At 57.9% G+C, this 17832-nt stretch carries 14 protein-coding genes; 1 reads left to right on the forward strand and 13 read right to left on the reverse strand.

Annotation, left to right across the window (positions count from 1 at the left end; all coding sequences use genetic code 11):
• Window positions 1-80: 80 nt before the first annotated feature.
• Entirely contained in the window at window positions 81-1535 is a 1455-nt protein-coding gene (gene gabD / locus JNB88_RS10210; protein ID WP_220355360.1) for an NADP-dependent succinate-semialdehyde dehydrogenase, read from the reverse strand.
• A gap of 301 nt (window positions 1536-1836) precedes the next feature.
• Between gabD and JNB88_RS10215 the strand changes: the two genes are divergently transcribed.
• Window positions 1837-2421 carry an IMPACT family protein gene (locus JNB88_RS10215; protein WP_220355361.1) on the forward strand — a complete coding sequence of 195 codons (585 nt, stop codon included), beginning with the start codon at window positions 1837-1839 and terminating at the stop codon, window positions 2419-2421.
• A 67-nt stretch (window positions 2422-2488) separates the two neighbouring features.
• Here the strand turns inward: JNB88_RS10215 and JNB88_RS10220 are convergent, their stop codons facing one another.
• The 12 genes from JNB88_RS10220 to JNB88_RS10275 all read right to left on the reverse strand — a co-directional run bounded on the left by JNB88_RS10220 (window position 2489) and on the right by JNB88_RS10275 (window position 17591).
• Window positions 2489-3511, reverse strand: coding sequence for an LLM class flavin-dependent oxidoreductase (locus JNB88_RS10220; RefSeq protein ID WP_220355362.1), 1023 nt, complete (start codon window positions 3509-3511; stop codon window positions 2489-2491).
• Window positions 3512-3616: 105 nt separating this feature from the next.
• Window positions 3617-5176: a DHA2 family efflux MFS transporter permease subunit gene (locus JNB88_RS10225; protein ID WP_220355363.1), complete on the reverse strand. Its 1560-nt coding sequence runs from the start codon at window positions 5174-5176 to the stop codon at window positions 3617-3619.
• 396 nt (window positions 5177-5572) lie between these two features.
• Window positions 5573-5776 (reverse strand): hypothetical protein, encoded by a 204-nt coding sequence (locus JNB88_RS10230; RefSeq protein ID WP_037129615.1) that lies wholly within the window; start codon window positions 5774-5776, stop codon window positions 5573-5575.
• Window positions 5777-6055: 279 nt separating this feature from the next.
• Window positions 6056-7225, reverse strand: coding sequence for a helix-turn-helix domain-containing protein (locus JNB88_RS10235; protein WP_223217149.1), 1170 nt, complete (start codon window positions 7223-7225; stop codon window positions 6056-6058).
• A 60-nt stretch (window positions 7226-7285) separates the two neighbouring features.
• Window positions 7286-7624, reverse strand: a complete 339-nt coding sequence (locus JNB88_RS10240) for a slr1659 superfamily regulator (protein WP_220355365.1) — start codon at window positions 7622-7624, stop codon at window positions 7286-7288.
• 19 nt (window positions 7625-7643) lie between these two features.
• Entirely contained in the window at window positions 7644-8201 is a 558-nt protein-coding gene (locus JNB88_RS10245) for a slr1658 superfamily regulator (protein WP_220355366.1), read from the reverse strand.
• Window positions 8202-8205: 4 nt separating this feature from the next.
• A complete protein-coding gene (locus tag JNB88_RS10250; RefSeq protein ID WP_220355367.1) occupies window positions 8206-10560 on the reverse strand; it encodes a SpoIIE family protein phosphatase in 2355 nt (784 codons plus the stop codon).
• Entirely contained in the window at window positions 10557-11735 is a 1179-nt protein-coding gene (locus tag JNB88_RS10255) for a methyltransferase domain-containing protein (RefSeq protein WP_420832179.1), read from the reverse strand. The genes JNB88_RS10250 and JNB88_RS10255 overlap by 4 nt, the downstream gene beginning before the upstream one ends.
• Entirely contained in the window at window positions 11732-12220 is a 489-nt protein-coding gene (locus tag JNB88_RS10260) for a ubiquinone biosynthesis methyltransferase UbiE (protein WP_220355456.1), read from the reverse strand. Before JNB88_RS10260 ends, JNB88_RS10255 begins: the two co-directional genes overlap by 4 nt.
• 20 nt (window positions 12221-12240) lie before the next feature.
• The gene (locus tag JNB88_RS10265) at window positions 12241-13980 is read right to left on the reverse strand and encodes a putative bifunctional diguanylate cyclase/phosphodiesterase (RefSeq protein ID WP_220355369.1); all 1740 of its coding nucleotides are present in this window, start codon (window positions 13978-13980) and stop codon (window positions 12241-12243) included.
• A 305-nt stretch (window positions 13981-14285) separates the two neighbouring features.
• Window positions 14286-15506, reverse strand: coding sequence for a dihydrolipoamide acetyltransferase family protein (locus JNB88_RS10270; protein ID WP_220355370.1), 1221 nt, complete (start codon window positions 15504-15506; stop codon window positions 14286-14288).
• A gap of 3 nt (window positions 15507-15509) precedes the next feature.
• The gene (locus tag JNB88_RS10275) at window positions 15510-17591 is read right to left on the reverse strand and encodes an alpha-ketoacid dehydrogenase subunit alpha/beta (protein WP_220355371.1); all 2082 of its coding nucleotides are present in this window, start codon (window positions 17589-17591) and stop codon (window positions 15510-15512) included.
• Between the last annotated feature and the right edge of the window lie 241 nt (window positions 17592-17832).

The following is a 17832-nucleotide window of genomic DNA, read 5'->3' on the forward strand; positions in this document are numbered from 1 at the left end:
GGTAGGGCGCACTCCGCACCCCTGCCATCCCTACCTAATAAGGGCATCCAGGCCATGCGGCCCGGGGTAATATCAAGCGCTTACCTGATCCCACCTAGGCAGACGTACTTGATCTCCATGAATTCCTCGATGCCGTATTTGGAGCCTTCTCGTCCAAGGCCGGAAAGCTTGACACCGCCGAACGGTGCTTCGGCCGTCGAGATCAGTCCCGTATTGACGCCAACCATGCCGTATTCGAGTGCCTCTGCTACGCGGAAGACGCGGGCGAGATCCTTTGCATAGAAGTACGAGGCAAGGCCAAATTCCGTATCGTTTGCCTGGTCGATCACATCTGCCTCGTCCTTGAAGCGGAAGAGCGGCGCCACTGGCCCGAAGGTCTCTTCGTGGGCCACGACCATTTCCTTCGTGACATTTGAGAGAACCGTCGCCTCATAGAAGGTGCCACCGAGTGCGTGACGTTTCCCGCCCTGGACGACGCTTGCACCCTTGGCGAGTGCATCAGCAACGTGCTCCTCGACTTTCTCAAGGGCCGGCTGATCAATCAGCGGTCCGAGAATGACGCCTTCGTCGAAACCATTTCCGGTTTTGAGCTTGCCGACGGCTGCAGCGAGCTTCTCTGAGAACGCATCATATACGCCTTCCTGCACGTACAGGCGGTTGGCGCACACGCAGGTCTGGCCATTGTTACGAAATTTGGCGATCAAGGCACCTTCTACCGCTGCATCGAGATCGGCGTCGTCGAAAACGATGAATGGGGCGTTGCCCCCGAGCTCCAACCCCAGCTTCTTGATCGTCGGAGCGCTCTGCTTGTAAAGTTCGGCTCCGATCTCGGTCGAACCGGTAAAGGTCAACTTGCGAACGGCCGGATTGGCGGTCATCTCGGCGCCGATCTCGCGTGCGGAGCCGGTGACAACGGAAAACAGCCCTTTCGGAAGCCCGGCGCGTTCGGCAAGCACGGCAATCGCGATGGCCGAGAAGGGCGTCTGACTGGCGGGCTTCAGCACCATCGCGCAACCGGCGGCAAACGCCGGCCCGGCCTTACGGGTAATCATGGCGTTTGGGAAATTCCAGGGGGTGATTGCGGCAACCACGCCGATCGGCTGCTTCATCACCATGATACGCTTGTCGGGCTGGTGCCCGGGAACGAGATCGCCATAGACGCGCCGCGCTTCTTCAGCGAACCACTCGATGAAGCTCGCGCCGTAGACAACTTCACCGGTTGCTTCGGCAAGCGGCTTGCCCTGCTCCAGCGTCAAGATGCGGCCGAGATCGTCCTTGCTTTCGATCATCAGCTCAAACCATTTCCGAAGAATGCCTGACCTTTCCTTTGCGGTGCGGGCCGCCCACTCTTTCTGAGTAACCCGCGCGGCCTCGATAGCCGCTTTCGTTTCAGCCGTGCCAAGTTTCGGTACAAGTCCGATAGTCTCGCCGGTCGCAGGATTATTCACCTCGATGGCATTCGCCGGATCAGCCTCCATCCATGTGCCTCCGATGAGGGCAGCTTGACGGAAGAGTGTTGGGTCCTTGAGGTTCATAGTGTCCATCCCATCCAGAAGCTTTGTCGGTCTCGCGTGCTTGCGTCCGCTTCGTTGAACTCGTTGGGCAATGTCGGCATCCTTTTCCAACATGTCAAACGATCTGCCCAAGAATGCGTGCAGGCGATGACTAAGACGCGTCGGTCGTGATGCGTGCCGGACGAATTGCCCTGCTTTTGGCACGGACCGGCATGCATCTCGTGGTCCTGAGCCAGCAAGTGGATCGCCGGCGTTTCTGCCATGTCGAAGATTCCGCGCCAGCCATCTTCGCGCCGCGGCGGCGCTGGCATATACAGCGATCATGTTTTCTCTGGAACGTCCCATATCCGTCGAACAGGTGGCAAAGAAAAGTCGCTTCCTTGCGACAGGCATTCCTATTGCCACCGAACTCGACGCGAAGGAGGCGCTTGCCACGCACTCCCATGTAGATGCGAACCATAACTGCTTTGCCTGGCGCATCGGCCAGTCGTACCGTTTCAGCGACGACGGCGAACCGAGCGGAACCGCGGGAAAACCGATATTGCAGGCCATTGATGGCCAGTCGCTCGACAAGGTCATTGTTATCGTGACGCGGTGGTTTGGTGGTGTTCTTCTCGGAACTGGAGGGCTCATCCGTGCATACGGAGGCGCTGCAGCGGCATGTCTGCGCGCCGGCGATCTCGTTGAGGTAGTCCCCACTGTGGAAGGGACGATCCGTATTGGATTTTCCGATCTTGCGCTCCTCAAAGCACGGCTCGCGGCCTTGGGAGTTAACATCCTGCAAGAGGCGTTTCTTGACACCGGCGCGCAGATCACTGCGCGTTTCCCGGCGGCACGGGCTGATGAAGTTGCTGAACTTGTCGCGGACACGACGAGCGGGCGCAGCGCGCTCGTCGTCAAAAAGTAGGCGGGGGATTGCAAGGAAGCATTGATCCCTTGATCTTGCCTCCTTGCTTCGCTTCTAGAATAGCCTCCTATCGCCAGCCGAGTGCGGGGGCCACGTGCTTGAGGATCGCCTCGATCACATGCGCGTTGTAATCGACGCCAAGTTGGTTTGGCACGGTAAGCAAGAGGGTGTCGGCTTCGGCAATGGCCTCGTCCTCTGCCAGCTGTTTAACGAGTGCGTCCGGCTCGGCAGCATATGAACGGCCAAAGATCGCACGCGTGTTTTCGTCGATGTAGCCAATCGAATCCTGTTCCTTGCTGCTGCGACCGAAGTAGGCGTGATCGCGGTCGTCGACGAGCGCAAAGATGCTGCGGCTGACCGATACCCGCGGTGTACGGCTATGGCCGGCTTCTTTCCATGCATCTCTGTATGCACGGATCTGGGCCGCCTGCTGCACGTGGAATGGCTCGCCGGTTTCATCGTCCTTCAGTGTCGAACTCTGCAGGTTCATGCCGAGCTTGGCCGCCCAGACGGCTGTCGCATTGGATCCCGCTCCCCACCAGATACGCTCTCGCAATCCTTCCGAATAGGGCTCAAGGCGCAGAAGACCCGGTGGGTTCGGGAACATGGGGCGCGGGTTGGGTTGTGCAAATCCTTCCCCCTTCAGCGCTTCCAAGAATACTTCTGCGTGGCCACGGCCCATATCAGCATCCGTCGAGCCCTCTTGGGGGTGGTAACCGAAATAGCGCCATCCGTCGATCACCTGCTCCGGGGAGCCACGGCTCATCCCGAGCTGCAGGCGACCACCTGCAATCAGGTCGGCCGCTCCGGCATCTTCGGCCATGTAGAGCGGGTTCTCGTACCGCATATCGATTACGGCGGTGCCGATCTCTATCTTCCTTGTCCTGGCACCGACTGCTGCCAGGAGGGGGAAGGGAGATGCGAGCTGCCTGGCGAAATGATGCACGCGGAAATACGCCCCATCTGCGCCCAGCTCTTCTGCGGCAACGGCCAGATCGATGGATTGAAGCAGCGCGTCGCCCGCAGATCGGGTTTGCGACTGCGGTGAGGGTGACCAGTGGCCGAAAGACAGGAAACCGATTTTCTTCATGATTTGAACTCGTTGGATGGCGCGTACTGCCGTGGGATTTGCGATCGACATAACATGGGATGAGGCGTCCATCATAAAAAGACAACTGAACGCTGTGTTCACCGTTTAACGCGGATGATCGAAAGAAGGGCGATGTTCCGGCTTCGCAAATGGCAAAAAGAGCAGTGCGCAGCCTGTCAGGAGGGCAATGATCAGCCAGGCTTCGTTGATTGCTTGAACGCTTGCTGCAGTTTGTACCAGCGGATCCAGCATGGCGATCGCATCGGGGCCGAGGGTGCCTTTGGCGCTGTTGATCGTGCCCGCCGGTGCTCCGACAAACGCTGCCGTGGCTGCATCGCCAGCTCGCAGTTCATCCCATAGTCTCTGTTCAAGGGGTTCCGATCGCGTGTAGATAATCGTGTCGATCATCGCGATGCCGATCGCCCCGCCAAGATTGCGCATCAGGTTGAAGAGCCCGCTTGCATCGGGCACCTGCGCCGGCGGCAGGCTTCCGAGCGCAAGACGCGTCGGAGGCAGCAAACAGAACATGATCGCTGCGCCACGTACAACCTGGGGCCAGAACATGGCGTCGTAGTCCGAGCGTGGGTCCTGCAACGCGCTCATCCCAAGTCCGAATGCGAATACAGCGAAGCCCACTGCCGAAAGAAGACGTGGATCCGTTCGCTTTTCGAGCGCAACTGCAATTGGTGCCACAATCAACTGGGTCACTCCTGTAACCAACATCGTCGTGCCTATTTCCAGGGCATTGTGTCCCCGGATGAAAGCAAGGAAAACCGGAATGAGATAGACCGAGCCAAAGAGGCCGATCCCCAGCAGGAAGCTGAGCGCTGAGCCGACGAGGAAATTGCGATCGCGGAAGTGACGCAGCTCGACAATCGGACGTGCCTTTCGCAGCGACCGGGATGCAAACCAGGCCCCGCACGACAGGCTGGCCAACAGCAAACCCAGAACATATGGTGAGAGCCAGCCCTGCGTCGGCGCTTCCTTCAGTCCCAACTCCAGGCTCGTTAGCGCAAGCGCCATCATTACAAGGGACAAACCATCTAGCTCTCGAAGTTCGGAGCCGGATCCGTTCTGCCGCGGCAGGAGCCGCCAGGCGAGGAGCGCCGAGATGATCCCTGGGGCGATGTTGATCAGGAAAAGCCAGTGCCATGAATAAGTCGATGTCAGCCACCCGCCGATGATCGGCCCCACTGTTGGGGCGAGGACGGCGAGCACGCCCGCAATTGTAGTGGCAATTGCCTGTCTCTCGTTTGGGAAGAGGATGAAAACAGCCGAAAACACGGAGGGAATCAATGTCCCGCCGGAGAATCCTTGAAGGATGCGCCAGGCGATCAGCTCGCCGAAGTTGTTGCTCGCAGCGCAACCTGCTGAAGCGACGACAAACAGGCCAATGGAGGCGACAAATAGCCATCGCATCGTCAAGACGCGCGTCAGTAGGCCGGTAAGGGGAATTGCGACCACCTCGGCGATGAGGTAGACCGTCTGGATCCAGCTCATCTGGTCAGGATCAATGTTGATTGCCTGCTGGATCGTTGGAAGTGATGTGGCGACGACCTGCACGTCCAGGATCGCCATGAACATGCCGATGCACATCGCAATGAAGCCCACCCACAGCACTGCTGAGGGCGCACGAAATGAAGTGGGCTCAATTTGCTCCGACATGCAGGTGCTTCTATTGAGTGGCAGTCCGGTTGATCCCTATCGCGGGCATCTGGAACGGGTAAGCCTTCCCGGAGAAGGTCCATCGGCATCAACAAAGAATGCTGGATAGTAGAGCGTTGCCGGCTTTGCGTCGATACTGCCGACCAAATGGCAAAATGATCGGGCGTTCCACCTCATGTCCGGTGGCCCCTCAGGGAGTAAAGCGAAATAGTGCTGCGGCCGAAAATGGGTGTTGAGACTAGCAATTGCGGGCGGTTGTTCCAGGAATTTTATCGTCTGGACCGCTATGGTCCCCGACCTGCCGCCTCGCTAGATCGCGAAGCGGCAAGCGGTCCTTGCTGAAGGGTTCCGGCACTTCGCGCTGGCTTCCCGCGAAGTGTGGATGGTTACTCAATACTAGTTTGCCGGTATCCTTCGAGCGAGTGCCATTACGTAGTCGTCGGCAATATCAGCCAACTTCATGGCAACTTCCATTTCGTTCCAGCCTGCGCCGAGCGTCCTCTGTACGAAATCGTGGAACGCCGCCGCAAGCGCTTCCTCGCGGTCGAGGGCGCTATTGGGATCATTCGCAGCTTGCATTTTCAGGCGGATAGGCTCCATTGGACGCTCCCTCACAGTCTGCCTTTGCTACACATCCAAGTGCATTCAACAGGAGTGCTACCTCCCGCATTTCGTTATTTATGCTTCGTTTCTAAAGGCTTATACCGTCGCTGTCGTTAGCTGCGGATCCTGAAACTTGCAGCAGCGTACATTTCTGCAGGTCCGTTCGCTCGTCATGCTTCCCAAGCACGAGCGACTTGCTCACGATTGCCAGACACGGATTTCTCGCCGGAGCGCAAGGCGGGTCCGGCCCCGAGCCTCAGATGACACGCGACACGTTCAGCCTTGACGGCTGTGTCCGAGCGTTCTTAGCCATTTGTCGAAAGACTGGGCGCCTTCGCCTTCTGGAGCTGGCGCAATCGCCTGCGCGAGATAGGGCGGGACGGCGACGTTTCTCGCCTCGCGCGGGCTGTAGCCGAATTCCTTGCTGAAGGCGCGACTGAAATGGGCGGCGGAGGAAAAACCGGCTTCAAGGGCGATATCGACGATTGGCCGCCTGTTGGCCGTGTCACTCAGCGTAGCGTGCGCTGACAAAAGGCGGCGCCGCTGAATATAGTGGTGGACACCGCCCTCCGGCTCAAAGACCTGGTAGAGGCGTGTGCGTGATACGCCCAATTCCCGGCACAAGCGGTCGGTGGTGAGGTCTGGGGACATCAAATTGGACTGCACGAAGCGATGCACTCGCTCCTTCAGCGGCAAGCTCGTGAGTTGCTCTGGAACGGTGGACGGATGCCCTGTCGAGGAAGCACAGGCTAAGATCATGTCGCGAACGGTTTGGACAACATGCGGAAGGTCTCCTTCTGCAAGCTGCGTGAGCTTTGCCTCCACACCATCCAGGAAATCAATTAGCAGTTTCGTGCGCGTCCCAGAGAGAGCGATGTTGTTCGTGATCTCAGTGGACGAGGGGTAAAACAGTTCGCGAGGCATGAAGATGGATAGGGTCTCGGCATCCGTCGATCGCCCGCGAAATGGGTAGCCGAGTGTCCGCAACTCCACCTTTCCTGGCTCGCCGGCTGTGACATTTCCATCAACCTCAGTCCATGTTCGGCCACTGCGAAGGACAGAAATCTGCCAGTGGTCGACCAGGCTTGACCTCACCTTCGCTTCCGAACGCACGTAGCTGTGGGCAGGGGTCGTTTGCTGCACGACCAGCATGCCACCCAAGTTCCAGGCAGCATGATCGGCTGCAAAAGCCGCATCGGGCGGAAAATTGTCCGGACGGCGGACGTCGACAAGCGGTGCCATGTAGGCCTGCCACGCGGCAAATTGCTTGTCCGGTTCGAAATCGCGTGTGGAAAAGCGCAAAGGCTTCAACGCCGGTGGAGGCGATGGTTGCTCGTCCAGCTGTTTTGTCTCGCGGGGAAATCGGCGGCGTTCGATCTGCACGGCCTTGCCGTCGCCATCGTCAGGTGGCGCAGACGGGGGGCGAGATCGTTCGTCGTCAGGCAATTGGGCCTCCATTCCGATTGGGCAAGCATTCAGGTTCGCTTGACCCCGGATCTTGATTGCTCAGGTCATTCTTAGGTCCACACCCGGGTGCAGCTTCTTCAGGTTTGGCAACGACTTCGTTTGCCATGAGACCTGGGATGAACCCAACACAGTCAGGTGGACGTCCGGGCGCTTGCGCGCCTCGATCGTTAGCTTGGCAAGCAAGTTTATGCCAGAGGAGTTAAGAAACTCCAGTCCGGTCAGATCCAGAACTGTCTTTCCATTGCCGTCTGCAAGCGCCTTCATGGCGAGAGCTTGGACGGGCGCGTAGGCCTCAGGCCCGGCCAGACGCATTGTTCCATCAAAGTATACCGTGCCGCCTTCGGACCAGACGCGGTAGGCTTCTTCTCTAATTTCCACAGGGAGACCTCTCGCAGTTTCATGATAGCGGAATTGCCATTGCGGCATAGGTTTCAAGTCTCGAGCGTTGGTGAGGTCCGTCCTCCTCGAAGAGCCAGGCAAATTGTACCTCATAGTCGCTCATCAGCGTCAACAATCCCAATCCTGACGCATTGCCGCTTGCTGACGTTGCGCTTGCCTCTATCTGTTGGATCAGCAGATCGCCGGGATCGCCGTTCGTGACCGTGACAAGCAGCCGCTGGAACCGTACGGCTGTCTCGCGATCGACAAAGTTGCATACACGTAGTCGAACGCAATCGGACTGCGCCAGTGCTTCTACGACGACCTCTCCTGGCGCTCGAAATTTTATGGCGTTTTCAATGAGCTCGTTGGCGAGATAGCCGATATCCTGGCGAAGCTGATTGTAGAGCCGCTTCGTAGGATGGAATCTGGGCGCCATCATTTCGGCAATGAAGTCGGACGTCATGCCCGAATGCTTCCAGGCAAGGTCAAGGGGGCCGTCAAGCAATCTAAGTCGAACGGCAGGCGTCACCTCCGGAGAAGCGAGGTATTCGTGTCCAAAAAGCACGGTTGTCATGACGTCACCTATGCCGCATCACGACCAGCGTGATGTCATCGTGTATCTTCTGCGTTCCGATGTAGGCCATAAGACCCTTTATGATACCGTCCTTCACCTCTTCCGCCGAATGACCGTGCAGGCGGCGCGCACTCTGACAAAGCCTCTCTATCCCGAAGAGCTCGCCGCGGGGATTTTCAGCCTCCGTCACGCCATCTGTGTGAAGCACGATCAGGTCACCTTTTTTGAAGGGTATTTCGCGGGTATCGACGAAGGGCGAAATGTCGGACTCCAGGCCAACCGGCAATCCAAGGTCGCCTGTGTCGATCCGCTCGACCTCTCCCGTCTGGCGAATGACGATCAGGTCTTCGTGTTGCCCCGAAATCGTCAAACGCTCCCCGTCATAGTCCAGGAAGGACAATGTCAGGTGCTTGTCCGTCTTCGTCCGTTCGATGTTCTTGAAAATCGCCCGGTTGAGATTGGCGAGGAATTTCGACGGGTCCGTCTCTCCCGCTTCGAGGAGCGCACGGGCAACAGACTGCACCATGAGCATCAGAACGCCGCTCTCTAGCCCATGGCCAGTCACATCGCCGATGCCTATCTTCAGGCTCTGGCCGTTCTGCAAGACGTCATAGTAATCGCCACCAACTTCGTCGGCGGGGCGCATGAAGGCGGCGATCTCGAGATGCTCGACCGCCCCGAGTTCCTTTGCGCGTGGCAATACCATCATCTGGATATGTCGGGCCACATCGAGTTCTGCCCCGAGGCGCAGGTTCTCGCTCTTGAGTTGGGTATTGAGGGCGGAGATTTCCTCTTTCGCCGCCTCGATCTCAGTGGTGCGTTCCGCGACCATGTTCTCGAGGTTTTCCGTATGGAAACTGATCTGCTCGGCCATTCGATTGAAGGCATGACCGGCCTGCGCAACCTCATCCTTGCTTTTAATGTCGACCCTGACTGAATAGTCCTTCGCTTCAATGCGCTTGGCGGCCGAGGCAAGGGCGCTGATGCCGCTCGTAATACGCTTGGACGCAGCAAAGACGGCGGCTGCGACAATCAGCAGCGAAACGAGGACCGCCAGAATCTGGTAGACTAGGATACGGTTGGTTGCCTTCGTGATCTGCTGCCTGGCGGCAATGAGAGAGGCATAAATCTCCCGTTCGGGCACGACGATGCCAAGTGACATCGCTTCGCGCTGCACCGGACCGTTGACCCATAGGTTGGAGGCGCTGAGTTGCTTGGTGACGATGAGATAGGGCACATCTTCGCCATTTTCGGCGAGGGAAATGTGCTGAACAACGCCGTCTGCATCGAGTGGAAGCGAGGCAACCGCCTTCTGTGAGCTGTTGCGCAGCGAGCGATCCAGCCCCGTCACGCCTTTTCCAGTCTCGTCGCTAGCCGCACGCAGGCCGATGACCTTTTCGCCGGCTGCATTGATCGCAACGACATTGCCGTTCGACATCGCCAGAAAGCCGAAGCCTGTTTCAGCGACCTTCACATGTTCGACAACCTCGGCAAGCTGATCGAGCGTAATATCGGCCCCGGCTGTCCCTGTCACGCCACGGCGATCGGCGGTCCAAAGGGGATGAAAGAAGCTGACGATCTGCTTTCCTGTAATGGCATCCTTGTAAGGAGCAGTCTGGGTAATGTTCTCCGGAACGGGACGGAACGCCGGATTTCTCGCCCATTGCTGCCATGACTCATAAATCCCGGGAAAGAAGAAGTCCCAGAAATTTGCCTCGTTGTGGCCGGGATACAATTTATCGAATGTTTGGGCCTGATCGGTATAAGGAGCCGTTCTGAAGATCGGCCTCTCCTTGGGGCCGATGTAATACATCTGGAGCTTCGAGGCACCGGTGCGCAGAAGGTTCGGCGCAACAAGATCAAGGACAGCGCTCGTGTCGATATCGGTCTGTACCTGCGGCAGCGGACGGTGATCCTTGTCGAGGAGATAACCCCAGACGCTAACGACCGAAGGTGAGCCGGGTAGGTTCTGTGCCCAGTTGCCAGCGCTGTTGAAGGCGACGGTCACAGCGCCAGGAGTCGCCTTTGCCATCGCCGCGCCGATCGCGGTGTTTCTGGTCGGTTGATCAATTTGATCCTGGAGAACGCCGGCGAGGGCTTTGACATCGGAATGTACCTGTCCGAGAAGCAGGCTAACCTGCGCCGCCGTCGAATCTATCGATGACTGGATGTAATCCTGGCTCGCTTTCTCGAGGCCCTCGCCGACCTGGGTCGTTGCATCCCGCGACAGCCGCTGCACATTCCAAAGCGCCAGGCCGCCGCTGACGAGAAGATCGAAGAGAACCGCGCCGCCGACAACGATAATGAATTTCGTTCGAAACGAACGTAATCCGAGAGTCTTCGCGGGGGTCGCCGTCATAGCGGCTTTTGTCCTGATGCGGCCCAGATCGGCCAGCCGGCATAGCCTCGCGGATGAAGCGCGGCGAAGATGTGATCCCTGAAACCTTGCCTGAACCTCGTTATGAAGTCCGGTGGATCCCCCCGTTTGACAGACATTTCGCCGGCGTACACATCCTCCCATGCAGCAATGACATCGGCGAACTCCTGCGGATCTCCGTCGAGGTTGGTTACCATAAAGCTCTCGATCTTGACGTTCTCGAAGCCGGCATCCAGCAACAGGCGAGCGCCCTTGGGGCCCATCTCCACGTCCATGTCGAAATGCCGAAAGAGCTTCGCAACCTCGTTGTAGGTCCACTGGATGCTGTCGGCGCGTGGTTCACCCAAACAATGGGAGTTTTTCTCGTTTGTGATGTAGACCCGTCCGCCAGGCTTGCAAATTCGATAGAGTTCCCTGAGGAGAAGCTCAGGCCGGTCGAAGATCTGTAAGGAGTGCCGGCATGTCACGAAATCGAACTGGTCGCTTTCGAACAACATCTGCGATGCGTCGCCATAGGTGTATTCGATATCCCGGACCTGAAATTGCTCCGCAACAGCGCGCGCATATTTGAGGCTGGGCATGGAGTGATCGAGGGCAACAATCCTGGCGGGATTGAATTCCTTCCTGATGAGCATCGCGAAATCGCCGATGCCGCAACAAATGTCGGCAATCGTCATTCCGTTGTGAAGCCCGTGGCGCGGCAGAATTTCCCGCTCGTGCCGCCACGTCATTTTCGTTTGCGTCCTCAGTATGGGAATGAAGCTCTGGTTTTCGACGAACGTCTGGCCCGGATAGAATGCGGAGTCGTAGATCTCCATCTTGATATTGGGCGAGAGGTCACTCAAGTGACGAAACATTTGGGTCGCCCATGTGACAACACTCGATGCGAGAACGATTATCTGCAGCTCCGGTCTCGAATGGGAGGCGTCGACAAGGACGCGTGCAAGGGCACGGAATGCCGTGCTATTCATGTGGGTGACACGCTTCAGATTGACGTAGAAGACACCTTGAACGGTCTCTACACCGTCTCGCAGCAGCCGGAGATCGTCCGCGATGTCAGCAATCGATCGCGGGCGTAGAACGCCCGTTGCAATGAATTCCTGATTGCTCATGTCGAATTGCGAGGTGAAGACAGACGAAGAACTGTTCGCGGTCAATTGAGCAGCCTCTCAAGTGGGAGGTCGACAACGAAGGTAAGCGCCTCGGCAGAAGAGAAGCGCAGTTCTATTTCCGCATCATAGTTCACCGTTAGTCCCATCAGCACGGCTTGCTCGATAGGTGATGTTTCGTCCGCGATGATGTCGACGTAGCTCGCAAGCGTATTGCCGTCTTTCAGGCCCTCAACGAGAGCAGAATAGAAGCGATGCTGCTGCGACGGGCATGGAAAGCTCAGCTCAATCCGCTCGATGTGCTGGTGACGATAAAAGCCGCATATCAACTCGCCGTCTTTTGCATCGGACCGAAACGACATCTCTAAAAGTTCGTTGAGAGCCGACGAAAGTAGGTTGGAATGGCGCAGCGGATCGTGGCGATCATGACTGACGACCCGGGCAACATAGTTCGAAAGCTGATCGCAATGGAGCCAATCGGCAGTGAAGGTCGCCATCTCCATTTCCAGATTGAGCAATTGTTTAAAAGCCATGTTTTTGGTCACATCCTGCTTCAACCAGCACCTCCCTGACCAACTGCCATCCGTGCGCCGTCGGCGGCTGCGTTGTTGCTGGCAGCATTCCCGATGGCCCCTCGTCCTTTGCGGTGACCGGCGAATTGGCCTATGCGGTCAACATGCATTGGCGGACTGAGGAAGTACCCTTGAAGCCGATCGCACCCTTCGGACAGTAGCCAGGCAGCCTGTTCCGCCGTTTCGACGCCTTCCGCTGTGACGCACATGCCAAGCCCGTGCGATAGTGAGATCACGGAGCGCACGATCGTCTGGCTCTTTGCATCGTCCAGGAGGTCATTGATGAAATATTTGTCGATCTTGATGTTATCGAACGGAAAGTTCTTGAGGTAGCTCAGGGATGAATATTCGGTCCCGAAGTCATCGAGCGAAATTTGGATGCCAAGCACGTTTAGCGTATTCAAGGTGTCGAGATTGTTGATCGTGCGTTCGAGAAGCACCGTTTCGGTAATTTCGAGCTCCAGTCGTTCGGCGGGGAAGCCGACGATGTCGAGTGTTTGCGACACGCGATCTGTGAAACCTGCCGTCAGAAACTCCGCGGGCGACAGGTTGACCGCAACCGTATAGTGGTCCGGCCAGCTCAGAGCCGCACGGCACGCTTCTTCAAGCACCCACTGTCCGATATCACTCATCAAACCGTCTGCCTCGGCCATCGGGATAAAGGCGATCGGCGGGATGACCCCCAGGATTGGATGGCGCCAGCGCAATAGGGCCTCGAAGCCGGTGACAGAACGAGAGCGATCCACAATAGGTTGATACTCGAGGAAGAACTCGCCGTGGGCGAGGGCAACCCTGAGGCTGCGCCTCAGCAATTCCCGTTGCTCGAGCACATGAAGCATACTCGGATGGAAGGTTCGCGCGCAGCGGCGTCCTTCCTTCTTGGCCGCGTAAAGGGCGACATCGGCGGCCTTCATCAGTTGTTCGCCTTCATTGCCGTCACGGGGAGCAATCGCAACACCGATACTGGCGCCGACGAAAACTGCGATCCCGTCCACGAAGAAGGGCTTCTTGAATTCAGCAACGAGCGCATCCGCCAGTCTCTCGGCTTCTCCCGGTTGCTCATGGTACACTTGCAGCACCGCAAACTCGTCACCAGCCAGCCGAAAGGCAGTCTCGTAGGTGCCGAGCACGCTTTTAATCCTGTTGGCCGCAAGCTTGAGTACAATGTCTCCGGCGCCGTGGCCGAGCGTATCATTAACAGGCTTGAAATCGTCCAGGTCGATCTGCATGAGGGCCATGGCGCCTCTGTTGCCGGTCGGGAGCAAGCGGGCCAACTCGTCGCTGAATTGTCGACGATTTGGCAGGCCCGTTAGGACGTCATGGGTTGCCTGATGGCGAAGCAGTGCTCGTTCCGCTTCCTGTGCGCTGGTCTCGCTCGGACCATCCGCGCTGATTTCGATGACTGCCAGGCCCCCGCTGGCCGGCAGGAGCAGCAAGTCATAGCGTTCACCGGTCGATGTGCTGAGGCGGATGGTCTGAGGCTTGTGAGTGTCTATGACCAGCCGAACCAGATCTGCTGAGGGAGGATGTGCCAACGCTGGATAGACATCCGATAATCTTACGGCTGTCTGACTGTCGAAATCCTGGCGCTTCATGAGTTTCTCGGACCAGTCGACAAGGACGAAGCCTGTATCCCAAAGTGAGAAAACTGCCTCGGCGCGGCTGAAGAACTCGGATCCCTGTGGAACCAGCTTGGGCCAATTCGCACGTATTTCCGGCATAGGGATTGGACCTCCACATTCCGCCGCACCTAGGTTCGTCGAACGATTCGCATCAGCCTAGAACAACCGCTCTGCATGAAAACTAGCGCATGCCGTGTTGTAGTCAATGCAGAACGCTACCATAGGGCAGTGCTATACACGCCAATGGCGATTGGGCGCGAAAAGATGCGGTTTTCGACGTGTGTATCGCGTCGAGAATGTCAGGAAGGATGTGAGGGGCAGACGCTGGCAAAAAGCTGGCCGGCACTACCTCGATCAGGCAGAAAGGATCTCGGTACAAGGGACGAAGGCACTAGCTGCACCCGCTATTCCTGCCATGCTTCCAGTTCCTCGACAAAACGTGTCAGCCAGGCATTCGTTTGATGGGCATCAAGTGCGCGATGATCAATCGTCAACGAAACATAGGACATTGGCCGGATCTGGATGGCGTCAGCACCATCTACTTGGCGCACGACCACACGTTTTTCCAATTTCCCAACACCGAGAATCGCCGACTGCGGCTGATTGATGATAATCGGAGCCGCGACCAGAGAGCCTGACACGCCGTGGTTTGATATGGTGAAGGTGCCGCCGCGCATATCAGCGCTGGTCAGTTGACCGGCTCGCCCTCGATTGGTCAACTCCTGGAGTTTTGCGGCAATGTCAGACAGTGAGAGATCTTGTGCCTGCCGGATCACCGGAACGACAAGTCCCTTGTCGCCAAGCGCCATGCCCACGCCGATGTTGATATCATCGAAAACTTCGAGATGGTCATCATGCCAGCGACTGTTGATGTCAGGTACGGCCTCCATGGCCCTAACGCATGCGGCAATGAGGTACGCGGTATAGGACAGATTGATGCCGTCGGCGGCCAAGGTCGCCTTGTTTTTTTCCCGATGCTTGGTGACCGCGGTGAAATCTGCTTCAAAGATTGCGGTCACGTGCGGGGCCGTCGTCGCTGATTCCAGCATGTGACGGGCGATGGACAGTCGCATAGGCGTATGACTGACCATGTGAGAACGGGGGGCGTTCGGCTCGCGTGCAATGCTGGCCATGTTGGTAGCGTTCGGGATGCCTTTAAGGGATGGGGCTTTAGGCGCCGACGCTCGTTTTGCTTCGAACGCGGCCTCCATGTCCCGTCGGGTAACGCGACCTTCCCGCCCAGTGCCGATGACACGGGTCGGATCGATACCATATTGTTGGCCGGCGCTGCGAACCGCCGGCGAGAAACGCTCGTCACCGCTGCTTCCCTTCTCGTCGTGGGCCGGTGGTTGAGCATCGGAGCTGTGCGTGTCGGCGGTCGTTGCGTTCAATCGAATGCGGCCAAGGACGGCACCGGGCGCCACATCCGTGCCGGAGACGACGACGATCTCGTCAAGGATGCCTGCTGCGGGTGCAGAAATCTCCTGTGTCACCTTGTCCGTCTCAAGCTCGACCAATGGATCATCGAGGGCGACCCTTTCGCCTGGCTGCTTCAGCCAATTGCGGACAACCGCCTTCGTTCCCTCCTGCTCGACGGGAACGAGGACTTCGGCAAAATCGGCCATGGTTTAGTACTCCACGAGGGCAGTGATCTTCTGCTTGATGCGGTCGACCGATGGGAGCGCCCAGTCGAGCAACGCCGGATTGTGCGGACTTGGAATGTCGGGCATCGTCAAACGGGAGACCGGGGCGTCGAGATCGATGAACGCTTCGTCGGCGACAACAGCGGCAATCTCAGCGCCGAAACCTGCAGTTCCGAGATCTTCATGGACAATCAGGCAGCGTCGCGTGCGACGGACGGATGAAATCACACTCTCACGGTCCCAGGGCATAAGTGTTCGTAAATCAATTACGTCGGCGGAGATGCCTTCAGCCGCTTCTTCGCATCTGTGAACCATGGCGCCCCAGGTTATGATGGTGATCGCGTTACCCTTACGGGTAAAGCGTGCCCTGCCAAACGGAAGCACATAGTTATCGCCGGGGTAGGGGCGGCGTGCCCACTGATGGTCGAGCATCGCGCGATGCTCGAAGAAGATCACGGGGTCGTTGCCGCGCAAGGCGCTACGCAGCAAGCCGACGGCATCCTCCGCATTCGAGGGAACTGCGACCTTCCAGCCCGGCTGATGAACGAAGGCGACCTCGTTCGTCTGGCTGTGCCACGGGTCACCACATTTGAAGAAGCCGCCTGGCATGCGCAACACGACGGGCGCTGCGAACCGGTTGTTGGTGCGCCAGCGGATGGTCCCGCAATCGTTGATCTGTTCTGTCGCAGGCTCCGCATACTTGCGAAACTGGATTTCGGGAACGGGTACGAGCCCTGCTAGCGCCATTCCGACGGCGCGGCCGACGATGCCTTCCTCCGAGAGCGACGTGTCGAACACGCGCTCCTTGCCGAACTTTTGCTGCAGTCCGAGCGTGACTGCATGAACGCCACCTTTGGGGCCAATGTCCTCGCCAAACAGTACTATGCGTTCGTTGAGTGCAAGTTCGTGCTCAAGTGTACGCCTGATAGCCGTGACCATGTTGATGCGCTGGCCATCGGGAAGAGCCTCGTCGATGCTCTCGGGCGCTTTATAGCCGTGGCAATGCTGGCCGCCCATGGCCTGCATCTCACCATCAAAAAACACATGACGGGTGACCGTCTCGGGGGACGCAACGACGCGGCTTTCGGCCTCAGCACGGGCCACCTCGGCAATGTCGTTGGCTTCTTGCCGGCAGCTTTCCCAGTCATTTGAGCTGAGTACGGACGGAACCAGATAGTCGCGCAGGCGTGGTAGGGAATCGCGGGCCCATTCAGCCTTTACAAGCGCTTCGCTCTTGTATGACTGAGTGTCCTGAAAACTGTGGCCCTCAAGTCGGGGAACAGACAGACGCAAGAGAGCCGGCATTCTGTGCTCACGGACAAAATTGACTGCCTCCTGCGTCAATCGCGCGACCTGGCCAGGATCGCATCCGTCGCCTTCGAATATTGCAAGGTCGCGCCAGCTTGCGAGATTGGCTGCGATATTTCCGCCAGGGGTCTGTGTATCCGAGGGAACCGAGATTCCGTAGCCGTTGTCCTCGACATAAAAAAGCATCGGCAGCTTCTGCGTTGTGGCGATCGTCAGTGCCGACCAGAAGCCGTTTGATGCGACCGATCCATCGCCGCCGAGCACGACCGCAATTGCATCCCGGTATTCGTGCTTTCTTAAAACTGCTTCATAGTAGTTAAGCGCCTGGGCCCAGCCGGCTGTCGGCGTGTACTGAGCCCCCACACCACCGCACATGGGCAGTGCCGACGCGCCATGACTATTGGGGTAGTTGAAGACCACGCCGATGTCGCGCCCGTCGGAATAGCCGCCGGCTCGTCCCATGGCCGAGCCAAGAGCATCGGCCGGATCGACACCAAGGGACAGGAGCAACGGGCGGGAGCGGTAGTACCCGCAGGCGGCATCGTGGCGGTTTGTCAGCTGCAGGCCAAGGATGATCTGCGCCATGTCGTGGCCGCGGGCGGAGAATTGATACAGAACTTTCTTTTCTGGGACGAGGCGCGTCTCTTCCATCTCGTCAAGAATTCGAGACAGGTGCAAAAGGCGGGTAACGCGTTGCCAGTCAATTCCCTCATCCGGTGCGTTCCGGCCATGCGCCAAAGCCGCAACTGCCTGCGCCATGTTTGATCCTCCCAAATCTCAACATGAATAGATTAGTCTCGAGGGGGCGGGATTTCATTTCAGCTTTGAGCGCTGAACGCCATAAATTGAAATGAGTGTTGCAAAAATGAGCGTCATAAAGCGATTTCAATTCATGCCTCTTTCCAATCACGGCGCCTGTTGTCTCCCGCAACTCTCGATGGCGATGGCGATGGCGATGCCGAGGCGCTGGGGGCGCTCTAGTTCTCAACCCGCATGCCGA

Origin of the sequence: Rhizobium cauense, assembly GCF_019511525.1 — a bacterium.
In the GTDB taxonomy this organism is placed as follows: domain Bacteria; phylum Pseudomonadota; class Alphaproteobacteria; order Rhizobiales; family Rhizobiaceae; genus Rhizobium; species Rhizobium cauense.